The organism is Pseudoalteromonas sp. D15MCD-2, assembly GCF_038562745.1.
Taxonomy (GTDB): Bacteria; Pseudomonadota; Gammaproteobacteria; order Enterobacterales; family Alteromonadaceae; genus Pseudoalteromonas.
Genome location: NZ_JBCFQE010000001.1, coordinates 408,709 through 424,147 on the forward strand (window position 1 = coordinate 408,709; position 15,439 = coordinate 424,147).

The 15,439-nt window shown below is 42.7% G+C and carries 12 protein-coding genes; 8 read left to right on the forward strand and 4 right to left on the reverse strand.

Annotated elements, in window-relative coordinates; genetic code table 11:
* The first annotated feature begins 378 nt into the window (after positions 1-378).
* The 7 genes from ilvG to can all read left to right on the forward strand — a co-directional run bounded on the left by ilvG (position 379) and on the right by can (position 8,828).
* Positions 379-2,028 (forward strand): acetolactate synthase 2 catalytic subunit, encoded by a 1,650-nt coding sequence (gene ilvG, locus AADY36_RS01795; RefSeq protein ID WP_055198455.1) that lies wholly within the window; start codon positions 379-381, stop codon positions 2,026-2,028.
* The gene (gene ilvM, locus AADY36_RS01800; RefSeq protein ID WP_054554110.1) at positions 2,025-2,270 is read left to right on the forward strand and encodes an acetolactate synthase 2 small subunit; all 246 of its coding nucleotides are present in this window, start codon (positions 2,025-2,027) and stop codon (positions 2,268-2,270) included. Before ilvG ends, ilvM begins: the two co-directional genes overlap by 4 nt.
* Before the next feature lie 103 nt (positions 2,271-2,373).
* A complete protein-coding gene (gene ilvD, locus AADY36_RS01805) occupies positions 2,374-4,230 on the forward strand; it encodes a dihydroxy-acid dehydratase (RefSeq protein ID WP_054561167.1) in 1,857 nt (618 codons plus the stop codon).
* 2 nt (positions 4,231-4,232) lie between these two features.
* Positions 4,233-5,783, forward strand: coding sequence for a threonine ammonia-lyase, biosynthetic (gene ilvA, locus AADY36_RS01810; protein WP_054561166.1), 1,551 nt, complete (start codon positions 4,233-4,235; stop codon positions 5,781-5,783).
* Between the two features lie 131 nt (positions 5,784-5,914).
* A complete protein-coding gene (locus AADY36_RS01815) occupies positions 5,915-6,919 on the forward strand; it encodes an ABC transporter substrate-binding protein (RefSeq protein ID WP_342409257.1) in 1,005 nt (334 codons plus the stop codon).
* A gap of 49 nt (positions 6,920-6,968) precedes the next feature.
* On the forward strand, positions 6,969-8,147 hold the full coding sequence (locus AADY36_RS01820; RefSeq protein WP_342408430.1) for a methyltransferase: 1,179 nt from the start codon (positions 6,969-6,971) through the stop codon (positions 8,145-8,147).
* 18 nt (positions 8,148-8,165) lie between these two features.
* Positions 8,166-8,828 (forward strand): carbonate dehydratase, encoded by a 663-nt coding sequence (gene can, locus AADY36_RS01825; RefSeq protein ID WP_054561164.1) that lies wholly within the window; start codon positions 8,166-8,168, stop codon positions 8,826-8,828.
* Between the two features lie 50 nt (positions 8,829-8,878).
* Here can and ubiK read toward each other — a convergent pair whose 3' ends face one another.
* Positions 8,879-9,142 (reverse strand): ubiquinone biosynthesis accessory factor UbiK, encoded by a 264-nt coding sequence (gene ubiK / locus AADY36_RS01830; RefSeq protein WP_054561163.1) that lies wholly within the window; start codon positions 9,140-9,142, stop codon positions 8,879-8,881.
* A gap of 111 nt (positions 9,143-9,253) precedes the next feature.
* On the opposite strand from ubiK, the gene rep reads away from it, so the two are divergent.
* Positions 9,254-11,266 (forward strand): DNA helicase Rep, encoded by a 2,013-nt coding sequence (gene rep, locus AADY36_RS01835; protein ID WP_054561162.1) that lies wholly within the window; start codon positions 9,254-9,256, stop codon positions 11,264-11,266.
* On the opposite strand, the gene AADY36_RS01840 is transcribed toward rep, so the two are convergent.
* The 3 genes from AADY36_RS01840 to elbB form a co-directional block, all read right to left on the reverse strand.
* On the reverse strand, positions 11,256-13,820 hold the full coding sequence (locus AADY36_RS01840) for a bifunctional diguanylate cyclase/phosphodiesterase (protein ID WP_054561161.1): 2,565 nt from the start codon (positions 13,818-13,820) through the stop codon (positions 11,256-11,258). The genes rep and AADY36_RS01840 overlap by 11 nt on opposite strands.
* Before the next feature lie 200 nt (positions 13,821-14,020).
* Complete coding sequence (locus AADY36_RS01845) at positions 14,021-14,413, reverse strand: c-type cytochrome (protein ID WP_239963792.1); 393 nt, start codon at positions 14,411-14,413, stop codon at positions 14,021-14,023.
* 182 nt (positions 14,414-14,595) lie between these two features.
* Positions 14,596-15,246, reverse strand: coding sequence for an isoprenoid biosynthesis glyoxalase ElbB (elbB, locus tag AADY36_RS01850; protein ID WP_239963791.1), 651 nt, complete (start codon positions 15,244-15,246; stop codon positions 14,596-14,598).
* Positions 15,247-15,439 lie beyond the last annotated feature (193 nt).

Consider the following 15,439-nt stretch of genomic DNA (forward strand, 5'->3'; position numbering starts at 1 on the left):
TAAATAGTGAAATATAAATCTTTATATGTGAAATTGTTGAATATTTATTTCTTTAATATTGCTTTTTAGCCTGTTTTTTGAATTGATTTTTGTGTTGACTTACAGGCCCCAGCGCGGTACTAATAGAAAAAGACAGCGGGATGGCTAGATTTCCGCTACAAATGAACAGAATTTGGTTACAGATAAATGCTTACAAACAAACTTTCTCTAATTCTAATTAACGTCGTGGTGATTATTATTACCGCGGGGGCTAGTTAGTGCTTAGAGAAAAGTGAAGCATTTAAAAAGCCCCCCGCACTTAACAGTCCGGGGGGCTTTTTCGTTTTAAGGTTTGAGTTGCAGTAAATACACAATGTCACTGAGGAATGAGGATTTACGATGACAGGCGCAGAGTTAACAATCGATTTATTAGCCAAACATGGCGTTAAGGATGTTTTTGGATACCCAGGTGGTGCCATCATGCCTATTTACGACGCCTTGTACGGTGCGCCAGTCAAACATTATTTGACGCGTCATGAACAAGGAGCGGGTTTTGCAGCTGTAGGGTTTGCCCGCAGCACAGGTAAGTTAGGTGTGTGCTTTGCAACTTCAGGCCCTGGTGCGACTAACTTAATTACAGCCCTTGCTGATGCGATGATGGATTCAGTGCCGTTACTTGCAATCACAGGGCAAGTACCTACCGCAGCGATAGGCTCCGACGCCTTTCAGGAAGTGGATGTGTTAGGTATGTCGTTATCATGTACTAAACATAGTTACATGGTTGAAAGAGCTGAAGACTTAGCCGAAATACTACAAGAAGCCATCCACCTAGCGCAAAGCGGCCGCCCAGGCCCTGTATTAGTTGATATCCCAAAAGACATCCAAATGGCGCAAGTACCATTCCACCCTTGGTTAGCTGCCGAAGATCATTTACCAAAATTAGACGCAAACCAAGTTGCGATAGCTAACCAAATCTTAAGTGAAGCGCAGCGCCCGGTGGCGTATATCGGTGGTGGTGTACAGGCTGCTGATGCACAAAACGAGCTTATGCAGTTTTTAGAAAAAACACATATGCCAGCAGTATCAACATTAAAAGCGCTAGGCAGCGTATTACCTGATTATGAATATGACCTTGGCATGCTAGGTATGCATGGTGGTAAAGCGGCTAACTTAGCAGTGCAAGAGTGTGATGTTTTGGTTTGTATCGGTGCTCGTTTTGACGACCGTGTTACTGGCAATTTAAGCAAGTTTGCCGCAAAAGCAAAAGTGATACACCTTGATATCGATGCCGCAGAGGTTGGTAAGCGTAAGCCTGCAAAAGCATCATTAGTCGCAGATTTAAAAACCTCATTACCGCAACTTGATTGTTTTGTAACGCCTGATGAGTGGTTAACGCACATCGAAAGCATGATGAAAGAGCATGCGTGGCGTTATGACTATCCAGGCGAGAAAGTATTTGCCCCTTATTTATTAAACCAACTAAGCCAAAAAATGCCAGCAACTGGCGTTGTGTGCTGTGATGTGGGTCAGCACCAAATGTGGGTGGCACAGCACATGAAGTTTAGCCACCCAAGTAATCACTTAAGTAGTGGTGGTGCGGGTACCATGGGCTTTGGTTTACCGGCCGCTATCGGCGCTCAAGTTGCTCGTCCAAATGATTTTGTGATCACAGTGTCGGGTGATGGCTCAATCATGATGAACATTCAAGAACTGGCAACAATTCGCCGTAACAATCTGCCAGTTAAAATTCTAATCCTAGATAACCAGCGCTTAGGCATGGTACGTCAATGGCAGCAGCTATTTTTTGAAGGTCGTTATTCTGAAACAAACCTTTCAGATAATCCTGATTTTGTGCAGTTAGCAGCGGTGTTTGGCATTCCAGGTCAAACGATCACTAAAGCAGATGAAGTCGATGCTGCGGTTGATGCGTTAGTAAATAGTGAAGGTCCATACATTCTGCATGCCTGTATAGATGATAAAGAAAATGTATGGCCGCTTGTACCACCCGGTGCTGCTAATGATGAAATGATGACGGAGACAGTAAAATGAAACACACCCTAACGATTGCACTAAAGAATCAAAGTGTCGCTGTAGAGCGCTTTTTACGCGTTGCACGTCATCGCGGCTTTGACCTAACAACCATGAACTTAGAAATGGCTGATGAAGCGTTTCACGTCACCATGACGGTAGACAGCGATAAGCCAATTTATCTACTAACATCACAATTGAATAAATTGGTTGATGTGAAACACGTCAATGTTGAAAACCAATTTCAACAACAAGCAATCTAGTAAAAATCAACAGGTAGCTAGAGCAATCAGATTGATGCTTTAGTGAGAAATAAATTAGGAATGAGGAAGTCAGTGGCATGCCACTGCAACAACTGAGGTAATTATGGCTAAATTAAGAAGTGCAACAACAACAGAAGGTCGCAAACGTGCAGGGGCGCGTGCTTTATGGCGTGCAACAGGGATGACAGATAAAGACTTCGGTAAGCCAATTATCGCTGTTGTTAACTCATATACTCAGTTTGTACCGGGACATGTTCACCTTAACCAACTTAGTGAGTTAATGGCTGAAACCATCACTGAAGCCGGTGGTGTACCAAAAGAATTTAATACTATTGCGATCGACGATGGTATCGCAATGGGTCACGGTGGCATGCTGTATTCACTACCATCGCGTGACTTAATTGCTGACTCTGTGGAATACATGGTTAATGCGCACTGTGCTGATGCTATGATCTGTATTTCTAACTGCGACAAAATCACCCCGGGGATGATGCTCGCAGCACTGCGTTTAAATATTCCGGTTATTTTCGTATCAGGTGGTCCAATGGAAGCGGGTAAAACACGCCTTGCTGATATCGACATTAAACTTGATTTAGTGGATGCCATGGTAAAAGGCGCTGATACCACAGTAAGCGATGAAGACTCTGAAAAAGTAGAGCGCTCTGCGTGTCCTACTTGTGGTTCATGTTCGGGTATGTTTACTGCCAACTCAATGAACTGCTTATTAGAAGCGATTGGTTTAGCACTGCCGGGTAACGGTACCACACTTGCTACGCATAAAGACCGTAAACAACTTTACGTTGAAGCAGGTGCGCGCATTGTTGATTTATGCCGTGAGTATTATCAAAAAGATAATGCAGCAGTATTACCACGTGCAATTGCTAATCGCACTGCCTTTATGAATGCAATGGTGGTTGATATTGCCATGGGTGGTTCATCAAATACGGTTTTACACTTATTAGCTGCAGCGCAAGAAGCGGGTGTTGATTTTGATATGTCGCACATCGATGAGCTTTCTCGTAAAACTCCTTTCCTTTGTAAGGTGGCGCCTGCAACCAATAAATATCATATTGAAGATGTGCACCGTGCTGGTGGCATGATGGCAATTATCCGTGAATTAGGTAAGGCTGGCCTTGTCGATTTAACTGTTGATCACGTGGCAGGACACACTATGGCCGAAATGGTGACTAAATGGGATGCCACCGATCCTAATAATGAAGTAGCGCAAAAATTCTATAAAGCAGGCCCTGCGGGTATCCGCACTACAAAAGCAATGAGCCAAGAGTGCCGCTGGCCAGAACTTGATAATGACCGTGAAAACGGCTGTATTCGCAGTGTTGAAAATGCCTTTCGTCAAGATGGTGGCTTAGCTGTACTTTCAGGTAACTTAGCCCTTGATGGCTGTATTGTTAAAAGTGCCGGTGTAGTTGAAGAAATGCTGCACTTTGAAGGCCCTGCGGTTGTATACGAATCACAAGATGATTCGGTAGAAGGTATTCTTAACGGCGAAGTGAAAGCGGGTGACGTTGTTGTAATTCGTTACGAAGGACCAAAAGGCGGCCCAGGCATGCAAGAAATGCTGTATCCAACGAGTTACTTAAAATCAATGGGCTTAGGTGAAAAGTGTGCGCTTATCACCGATGGTCGTTTCTCGGGTGGTACATCGGGTTTATCAATTGGTCACGTTTCACCAGAAGCAGCAAGTGGTGGTGCAATCGCCTATGTTGAAAATGGCGATAAAATAGTAATTGATATCGCAACCCGTGAAATCACCCTAGCCCTGTCTGATGAAGAACTTGAAGCACGTAAACAAAAGCAACTTGCACGCGGTAAAGATGCTTATAAACCACTTGATCGTGACCGCTATGTTTCATCTGCACTTAAAGCCTATGCGTTACTTGCAACCAGTGCAGACAAAGGAGCTGTTCGCGATTTAGCAAAACTTGAGGAGCTTAGTTAATTATGGTTTCTCAAGAGCTCGATTATTTTCGCGCTATTATCCAAGCGAACATGGAGCCCCTTGCAAAAGTCACTGAGGTCAGCGAAATGGCTGATCTTAGTGCACGGCTAGGCAACCATGTGTGGTTAAAGCGTGAAGACCAACAACCGGTTTATTCATTTAAGCTTCGTGGTGCATTTCATAAACTGAGCAAGTTGCCAAAAGGTTCTGATGTGATCACAGCCTCAGCGGGTAACCATGCACAAGGCGTTGCACTCAGTGCTTCATTTTTAGGCCATAAAGCTACGATTGTGATGCCAGTCACAACACCAGAAATTAAAGTGAATGCAGTACGTTCACTCGGTGGTGAAGTGGTATTACACGGCCATCATTTTGATGCGGCAAAAGCCCATGCTTTAGAGCTGACAGAGCAGCGTAACGGGGTGTTTGTGCCACCGTTTGATGATCCTGATGTGATTGTTGGCCAAGGTACCGTTGCCCGTGAATTAATGCAGCAATTGAATGACCTTGATGCTGTTTTTATTCCTGTTGGCGGTGGTGGTTTGCTAGCAGGCATGGCGGTGTACATTAAGTCGTTACGTCCTGATATCAAAGTCATTGGTGTTGAAGCTGATGAGAGTGCTTGCCTAAAAGCAGCGCTTGAAGCAGGCAAGCCCGTTGAGCTTGACCGTGTGGGTAGCTTTGCAGATGGTGTAGCCGTAAAAGTTATTGGCACAGAAACATTTCGTTTAGCGCAAAAGTTTTGTGATGAAGTGGTCACTGTAACGGGCGACGAAATCTGCGCCGCAATGCAAGATATCTTTGTTTCGACTCGTGCTATAGCGGAGCCTTCAGGGGCGCTATCAACAGCGGGCCTTAAAAAGTGGTGCCAACAAAATGGTGTTAAAGGCTTAAACGTAGCTGCGATTTTATCGGGTGCAAACTTAAACTTTGACCGCTTACGTTATGTTGCAGAGCGAACGGCACTTGGTGAAAAGAACGAAGCACTGCTTGCCGTGACCATAAAAGAAGAAAAGGGTAGCTTTAAGCAGTTTTGTAACTCATTAGGTGGCAGGGCTATCACCGAGTTTAATTACCGTTATGCAGGCCCTGGCGAAGCACAAATTTTTGTTGGTATTGCCTTAAGACAAGGGCAGCAAGAGCTCGATGAGTTAAAAGCAGCACTGACAGAAAATGACTACACGTTTTGCGATCTATCAGATAACGAGCTGGCTAAATTGCATATTCGTTATATGGTGGGTGGTAAAGCGCCAGCTCAACTTCATGAGCGTTTATTACGCTTTGAGTTTCCTGAATACCCAGGTGCACTGGCGCGATTCTTAGATACCCTTGGTAGTAATTGGAATATTACTTTATTCCATTACCGTAACCATGGTGGAGCTATTGGTAATGTGCTGGCGGCCTTTGCTATCGAACCGAGTGATTATGAAGTATTCAATGAGCATTTGAACCGTTTGGGATACAACGTTCAAGATGAAACAAACAACCCATGTTTCACCCAGTTCCTAACCAGCCAAGGTCAGGAGTTGAGCGCAGTGAAAGTGGCTAATTAGTTATAAAACCTGAATAAGGCTGCTAACTAGCAGCCTTGTTTTTTTCTCTATTTTTCCTATAGTTAATGCACGGTTTCAAGCAAGGATGATGCGTGCAAGGTATAAAAAGCCTATTAGGGTTAATCTGTTTAATGCTTTCTATGAGCGCACAGTGTGCTGATAAAGTTAGCTTACAGTTAAAATGGACTCACCAGTTCCAGTTTGCAGGCTATTACATGGCTGCAGAAAAAGGCTTTTATAAGGAAGCTGGCCTTGATGTCTCTATTATTCCTGCTGATCCAAACCACCCAGATACCTTCCCTAAAGTACTAAGCGATAAAGCCGATTTTGCCATTACTCACTCAGGCATATTACAAAAGCGTCAGCAAGGCGCTCCGGTTGTTGCCCTTGGAGCCATACTGCAGTTTTCACCTTACTGCTGGATGGTAAAAAATAACTCAGATATTTTTCAGCCAAGAGACTTTGCTGGTAAAAAGCTAAGTAAAATCGGTTCAATAGAAAATGCTGAATTGCTGGTAATGTTACAGCGCGCAGGATTGAGCCTAGAAAGCTTGATGGCAGCTAGCCATGAAGGCGGTATTAAAGAGTGGCTTGCGGGTGATTTAGATGCGGTGCAAGTTTATGTCACTAATGAGCCTTACACGATGACATTACAAGGAGTAGGTCACCGACTTATTTGTCCGCAAAAGTTTGGTTTGAATGTGTATGGCGATATTTTATATACCTCTGAGCAATTTTTAGCGAAAAAGCCTGAGGTTGTTGAGCGCTTTTATCGTGCCAGCTTAAAAGGGTGGCGGTATGCCTTATTACACTTAGAAGAAAGCATAGATGTAACCAAGCAGCACTATGCCACCCATAAAAGCGTACAAGAGCTGGCCTATGAAGCCCATGTGTTAGCAAGCTACATTCAACCACCGGGCATTAATCTTGGCAATATGTCGATGGCAAAGTGGCGTTTGATTGCAGATTTATATGGCTTAGATCAGGATGAGTTTGATCAGGCCTTTGATGGCTTTATGTATGATCAACAGCAAACAGAAGGGTTTGAGCTATCTTGGATGCTGATCCTAGCCATCATTTTAAGTATTGCATGTGTGCCATTGTACATTCGTTTGATCAGTAGTAACCGACGTTAAATAAGATAAATCTGTTATACTGCTTTTTATTTCTTGTCGCTAAGTAGTTATGACACTTGCCGAGCACTTTGCTGCCTTAGATGCACTGCTATTTTCAACCCGCCAATACTGGCAATGTACCGCATTTGATTTTGATGATCTTCCTTGGCCTGAATTAGCCAACTTATTATGGGCGCTTGATGACCAACAAGTGAGTGAACTTGATGCCGATCAGCAGGCTTTATATCGTTATTTTACTGATGAAATCGAACACATTGAAAAGCTGGCTGAATTGTGTGAGTTGCCAGCGATAAGTGCTGCCCGTAATGAATTTCCGTTTTGGATAAGTAATGGCATTAAAGGCCGTAAATTTGAGCAACTACAAGACTTTGTCGCAGCGATCAGTCAGCAGCCATTAAACCAGCCCGTTCTAGAATGGTGCGCAGGTAAAGGGCATTTAGGTCGCATGTTGGCATTTAATGGTGCACCACGTGTACATAGCATTGAGCTACAACAACACTTGTGCGACCAAGGCCAACACAGTGCTAAGCAACAGCAATTGGCGATGCAGTTTTCACAAGCTGATGTATTAACCGATGACACAGATGACTTTTTTGAAAGCCAGCAGCATGCTGTTGCTTTACATGCCTGTGGTCGCCTGCATCAAACATTTATGCAGCAAGCAAGCAAAGCGAAAACCCAGCAAATCAGTTTTTCACCGTGCTGTTATCATTTATTCACAGATAACGCCTATCAAGCAATGAGCGAGCCTGCCAAGCAAAGCCAACTTGCACTTACTCATCGCGATTTAAAACTGGCGCTGCAAGAAACGGTAACAGCACCGAGCCGAGTTGATAAGGTAAGAAAAACAGAGGTTGAATGGCGTCTTGGATTTGATGCGCTACGTAAATCGCTGACCGGTGAAATGCACTATGTGAGTGTGCCATCAGTGAACAAAGCGATCTTCTCTGATTCGTTTAGCTCATTTTGTTTGTGGGCAGCTGAGAAAAAATCATTATTTTTACCAGAAGACATTGATTATAATAAATTTTTAGAGATAGGTAAAAAGCGCAAAAGGGTTACTGAGCGAGTTGAACTCGTCCGACATGTGTTCAGAAGGGCAATTGAAGTTTGGCTCGTGCTCGATCGTGCTTTATATTTGCAACAACAAGGGTATCAAGTAACAGTTAGTACGTTTTGCGAAAAGCAGCTGACACCAAGGAATATCTTGATCCAAGCTAATTATTAAATACCGTAAAGAGGCGCAATGAGAAAGTTAAAAAATTTATTCGAGAATAATAAACGTTGGGCAGCGCGTACGAGTGAAAATGATCCTGAGTTTTTCAAAATTCTATCAATGCAGCAAAATCCAGAGTACCTGTGGATCGGTTGTTCTGACTCACGTGTACCTGCAAACGAAATCGTAGACTTACTACCGGGTGAGCTATTTGTTCACCGTAACGTGGCAAATGTTGTTGTGCATACCGACCATAACTGTCTTTCGGTAATGCAATACGCTGTTGAAGTACTGAAAGTGAAGCACATCATGGTTGTTGGTCACTATGGCTGTGGTGGTGTTCAAGCAGTATTAAACGAAGCGCGTTTTGGCTTAATTGATAACTGGTTACGACACGTAGGTGATGTAAAAGAAAAACACATCGAACAACTCAATGCATTACCTGAGCAAGAGCGTTTAAATAGCTTAATCGAACTAAACGTTATCGAACAAGTACGTAACGTGTGCCGAACTAACATTGTGCAAGATGCTTGGGCGAAAGGCCAAGAGTTAACAATTCATGGTTGGGTGTATGGCTTAGCAAATGGTCACCTTAATGACTTAGAGTCGGTTGTGACCTGTGCTGAAGAAGCCAGTGATACCTACGGTATTGCCGTTAAGCGCGTATTTGAACGCGTGGCAGAAAAAAGCTAAACCTAAAACTAGCTAGGTAGAAAAAAGGAGAGCTAATTCGCTCTCCTTTTTTATTGTTCGTCTTGTTTGCTAGCAAGTTGCTGCTCGAGCAATGCAACTTTCTCTTCAAGCTCAGTGAGTTTTTCACGAGTACGAATAAGTACTTGGCTTTGAATATCAAACTCATCACGGCTTACAAAGTCCATCTCAGCAAGTTTGTTTTGAATAGCTTGCTTTGTTTTGCCTTCAACTGTTTCGGCAAGGTTTTTCACGCCTTGCGGCATGTTGTCAGTAATTTGCTTAGCGATTTCTTCAAGTTTTGCTGGGTTGATCATCTTCGTCCCTTGAGTCACGTAAAAAAACAATCTTACCTTATTGGCTAGGCGTAGTGTAGTGATTACGGTAAAATTGCCCGTCCTGTCTTTGGATAATTTCTTTAGGGGCTTATGAAACTCAACCCAAAACAAGATGAAGCGGTAAAGTATATCAGTGGACCGTGTCTGGTATTAGCCGGTGCGGGATCTGGTAAAACGCGTGTTATTACTAATAAAATCGCTTACTTGGTGCAAAAGTGTGAGTATCAAGCGCGCAATATTGCAGCGGTAACCTTTACCAATAAAGCGGCAAAAGAAATGCGCGAGCGTGTAACGCAAACACTGGGTAAACAAGAGTCGAAAGGCTTATGGGTTTCAACGTTTCACACCCTTGGGCTTGAGATCATCAAAAAAGAGTTAACAACGCTAGGTTTTAAACCTGGTTTTTCGTTGTTTGATGATCAAGATACCAACCAGTTATTAGCAGAGCTGACCGAAGAAGAACTTAAAAAAGACAAAGACTTACTCAACCTACTAAAAATGCAAATAGGTAGCTGGAAGAACGAATTGATTCTGCCAGAGCGTGCTGTTCGCGAAGCCCGAGAGCCGCAAAAGGCCTTATTTGCTCAGCTGTATGCGCGTTATCAAAATCAACTACGTGCTTACAACGCCCTAGATTTTGATGATCTGATCATGATCCCTACTTTATTGCTAGGCCAAAATGCCACTGCGCGTGAGCGTTGGCAACAGCGTTTTCGTTACTTGCTGGTGGATGAGTATCAAGATACTAATACCAGTCAGTATCAGCTGGTTAAGCTATTAGTGGGTGAACGAGCTCGTTTTACCGTGGTAGGCGATGACGACCAATCAATTTATTCTTGGCGCGGTGCTAAGCCTCAAAACCTTGTGCTATTAAGTAAAGATTTTCCGGGCTTACGTTTAATTAAGCTTGAACAAAACTACCGTAGCGCAGGGCGAATTCTAAAAGCGGCGAATATTTTGATTGCTAATAACCCTCACGAGTTTGATAAAAAGCTATTCAGTGAGCTTGGCTATGGTGAGCCTATCAAAGTGATTGGTTGTCGTGATGAAGAGCATGAATCAGAGCGAGTGGTGGCAGAGATCATTTCTCATAAATTCATGAAACGCACTAGTTATAAAGATTACGCAATTTTATATCGTGGTAATCACCAAGCACGCGTGTTTGAAAAAGCACTTATGAGCAACCGCATTCCCTATAAGATCAGTGGCGGCATGTCGTTTTTCTCGCGTTCAGAGATCAAAGATATCATGGCGTATTTACGCCTATTGGTGAACCAAGATGATGACAATGCCTTTCTACGTATAGTAAATACGCCACGTCGTGAGATTGGTACGGTCACACTTGAAAAGCTCGGCACCCTTGCTAATGAAAAGCATATCAGCTTATTTGCTGCCTGTTTTGAGCCTGAGCTTGCGCACAGATTAAAGGGTCGTGGTTTTAATGCTTTAGCTGGTTTTGCCCGCTGGGTAGTTGAGCTTTCTGATAATGCGGTACGGGGCGATACCCTTGAAGCAGTGAAAGAGTTAGTTAGGCAAATTAACTACGAAGCATACCTTTATGAGTCATCACCGAGTGCAAAAGCCGCTGAAATGCGTATGAAAAACGTTTCAGAGCTTTATCGTTGGATCACCGACATGCTAACAGGGGATGCAGATAATCCACCGCTGAACCTTGCTGAAGTGGTTAGTAAACTGACCCTGCGCGATATGCTTGAGCGTAACGAAGAAGAAGACGAATCTGACGCGGTACAATTACTGACACTGCATGCTTCAAAAGGTTTGGAGTATCCGTATGTGTTCATGGTTGGTATGGAAGAGGGTTTGTTACCGCACCAAGTAAGTATCGATGAAGATAACGTTGAAGAAGAGCGTCGTCTTGCTTATGTAGGTATCACACGTGCTCAGCAAGAACTGGTAATGACTTATGCTAAGTTACGTCGTCAATTTGGTGAAACTTCAGATACTGAGCTCAGTCGCTTTGTACAGGAGTTACCACAAGATGATTTAGCCTTCGAAGCGAAAAAGCCACCGTCTTCGCAGGCTGAGCGCATGGAAAAAGGCCAAGCTCGTGTAGCTAATCTAAGAGCAATGCTTAAGAAGTAATAAATTGTGCGCTCGGTGCTTCGTGTTCGAAGGGCGCCAGCGCATGTTGCTTACCAATAAACAATGACAATCCGTGCTTATCGAGTAAGGTGCGGTAGTTAAAAATTGACGGGCCTTTCGCGATTACTTGGATATTTTGCAGCTTAGTAATCGCCAGCACACCTTGCAGTTGTAGGTGATAGTTTTCTTGCTGTAGTACACGCTTACTGAATGTTGAACTTAATAACAAGTAATCGAATTGGAACTCTGTTAGTAAGTTTAACTCACAGCGATCTTTAGCAAATTCATTTAAACCAATCGAAAATCCTTGTGCGACCAAGTTTTTTAAATTTTCAATTTGTACTGCTGATGCATAACGAATTTCTTGTTCATTGAATAATAAACACATTCTATTTGCATCGTGGGCTTTTAATAGCTTACACAGTGCTTGAAAATTAATACGTTCAAGGACTAAACCAGAGCAAGGGAACAGTACTTTTTCTAGATTACTGTCACTTACTAAGCTGAAGGCTTGTTTTAATAAATTAAGTTCAACCTCAAAGTGCTGTACTCTATCGGTCGCAAATTTCTTAAGTACTTCAAAGCTGGTGCTACCAAGTACTGGGTGTTCACCAAATGCTTCGAGTAAAGACTCTGCGCGAGATTGTTCATCCAAGGTAATGATTTCGGCACTTCTAAAGTGCATAGGCAAATCATCTAAGTGATGCATATTGTCAGCATCATGCTGTACATTGCTGGCATTAAGCAGCGGATGGAAACATTCAAAGCGATTACGGCCTGCATTTTTCGCGTAATACATGGCTGCATCCGCATCACGTATAATTTCATCGGTGTGCTTGTAGCTTGGTTTTGAGTAGGTAATACCAATACTGGCACCACTTTGAATGCACTGACCCTTCATACAGAAAGGTTTTCTCATAATTTCGATAATACGTTTGGCAACATCTTGGGCTTGCTGTTGTTCTGTTAAGTGAGTGAGCAATATCACAAACTCATCACCACCTAAACGTGCAAGCAAATCGTGCTCACGTATACAATGCGAGAAAGACTCGGCAACACCAATTAAAAATTGATCGCCTGCTTGGTGACCAAGGTGATCGTTGATGTCTTTAAATTTATCAAGGTCAATAAATAGCACTGCAAACTGCTGCTCTGGGTAGCGCTGGTAATGCTGCAATGTTTTTTCAAGTTGAGTTAAGAATAAACTGCGATTCGGTAAGCTCGTCAGTGAGTCATGGTGTGCATCGTGATACAGCTGTTGCTCTATTTTTTTACGCTCTTCAATTTGCATTTGCAGGTGCATATTGGCTTGGCGAAGTTCTTTGGTTTTTTCAGTGACCCGGTGCTCAAGCTTTTGGTGACTAAGCTTTAACTCTTGGTTTGCTAGGTGAGTTTGAATAACATTAGCAATTTGATGCGATACAAAGGTGATTAGCTCACAATCATCCTGACTAAATTCATGTTTATTGTTATAAGCTTGGCAAACAATGAGACCTATAACGCCTTGCGAGGTTTTCAGCGGAGCACCTAACCAACTCGTCGCGGTGCGCTCTGGTGGTACATTAACCGGTCTTTCTATAACGCCCAGCTTGATAAGCTCTTTTGCTCTTTCACTATCTATGACTTGGCATTTTTCAGTGCTGAGCACCAGTTCACTGTAGCCTTTAGCAAATGGCCTTGGTTTACCATTGTCGTTAAACTCATCGACGCAGTAAGGAAAACTCAACCAATGTGATTGTTGGTCGTACAATGCGATGTATAAGTTATCTGCATAGGTAATATTTTTTATAATGTTATGTACATGCAGATATACATCGTCGAGGTTTTTACTTTGTGTTGCCAGCTCTGATATTTTAAATAAGATCTGTTGACGTTCTAGTGCACTTTTACGTTGTTGAATTTCGTCGTTAAGTGCTTGGTTACTTTGTGTCAGTGCACGGGTGCGAATTTTTACTTCAGATTCGAGCAGTTCACGTTTTTTTACTCGTTCAATTGCTGTCGCTAAATATAATGACATAGCCTCTAGCAACTCAATTTGCTGCTCAGAATAGCCTTGTTTATTGTCATAGCTTTGCGCGACCATGACGCCAATAATGACTTTATCGCGATAGACGGGCACTCCAACCCAATGCTCAGCTGGCGTACCAAAGCACTTAAGTAAGCCTTGTTCAACCGCTTGCTCTGTTTGTTGTTTGGTAAAGTAACAGGTTTTACCTTGTTTAAATACGTAACCCGTGAGGCCTTCTTTAAAGTACTGCTCATATTTTAACGGTACTGAAAGACCATCTTTTTCATCGGCGAAATAAGATAGCTCAAGGTTATCGTAAACCGGGTTATGCAACACAACGAAGAAGTTTTTACTTGGGATATAGTCTTGCAGAATGTTGTGGATAGCAGGGTAGAGCAGAGTTAATTCGGCAACAGTACTTGCTTGCTCTGATAATTGTAAAAGAGCATGTTGCAAGTGATGTGATTGCTTATACTTTTGTAAAAGCGATTTTAAGCGAGCATTTTTTCGCTCTAGCTTATCAATGTGTGTTGCTGAATCTTCCAATGATTTAGAACCAGATCTTATTGTTGTTTAAATTTCGTCCTTTATAGTTCCACTTTTTTATTAGATCGTCAAGTAACAGGTGTTAACAAAATAGTAATTTATGATGGGGCGTATTTGGCTACAGCATTAGTCTAGCGGCTAAAAGCAGGCACAAAAAAGGGCTTAATAAAATTAAGCCCTTAGTATTAGTTTTTGAACTGTTACTTGCTAGTCATGAAATCGATAGCAGCGCTGATCTCTTCATCAGAACAGTCCATACACGTACCTTTAGGAGGCATCGCGTTGAAACCGTTAAGCGCGTGATCTAAAAGTGTATCTTTACCTTTAGCGATACGAGGAGCCCAATCATCAGCTGATTTAGGTGCACCTAGTGCGCCAGTACCATGACAAGCAAAACATGCTGCTTGGTAAACTTGTTCACCAGAACGAGGACCTGTAGGTTCAGCAGCGACCGCAGCTTTATCACCTTCTAGATATACAGAACCAATTGGCGCTAGACGCTTTTTAATTGCATCTTCAGTCAAAGAGTTGTCATACGCTTGTGCATATGCCGTTGTTGCTAGCAGTAATAATGCAGCTGATAGTTTTTTCATTTTGCCTTGCTCACTTCGATTTGAACGTGATCAATCACGATATCTGACGGAAATTAGAACGATTATAACGCTAAGCCACAATTTATAAAATGATCTAAAAGGCTTTTTCTTGAGAAAAACCGTCATTTTTTTGCGTTAGCGCAAGAAAAGCCAGCATTCAATACTGGCTCTTAGCTTGATGTTTAAGCAAGCTCTAATACTTTGTTAACCAATTTTTTGATACCTGAATCAGCATCTAAAATGCTTTGGGCCAACATATAGGCTGGGGTTGTGACCACTTTATGCTGAGGATCAACAACAATATCATTCACAGCACAGCTTTGGTGGGCTCCACCAAGTTGCTCGATAGCGGCAGCGGTGTCTGCATCATTACCAATGGTTGTTTTTACACCTTTACCATAAATAAGCGGCAGCATGGCAGGAGCAATACACATATAACCAGCTGCTTTGTTGGCATCGACAAAGGCCTTCGCAGTTGTCAGTACATCACCTTGAACTTGGGCATCTGCGCCTTTAACGGCAAAATCTGATAGGTTTTTCGCGGCCCCAAAGCCACCTGGTACAATCAAGGCATCGAATTCATCTACATTTAGCTCAGTCAGCGCTTTAATTTCACCACGGGCAATACGCGCAGCTTCAACTAACACATTACGGTTAGGAGTCATTTCTTCACCGGTTAGGTGATTAATGGTGTGCATTTGGTCGATATCGGGTGCGAAGCATTGATAGCTCGCGCCTGCTTTTGCGATATGTAATAAGGTTAATACGGCTTCATTGATTTCTGCGCCGTCGTAAACACCGCAACCAGCTAAAATTACAGCAACTTTTTTCATTTTTGAACTCTCCTTAATGCGACTAGCTTTAGTTTAACAAGGATACGAGTATGGCGACAAAATAAAAAATTTTCGTCGCTTGATAACTCGCAAAGCGTGATGAATAGCTGTTTATGCCTTTTTATAAATTACTAACGAAAAAAAAAGTATAAAGGATCGCTATGATCTTTGATCCATTATGCTAGAATACTCC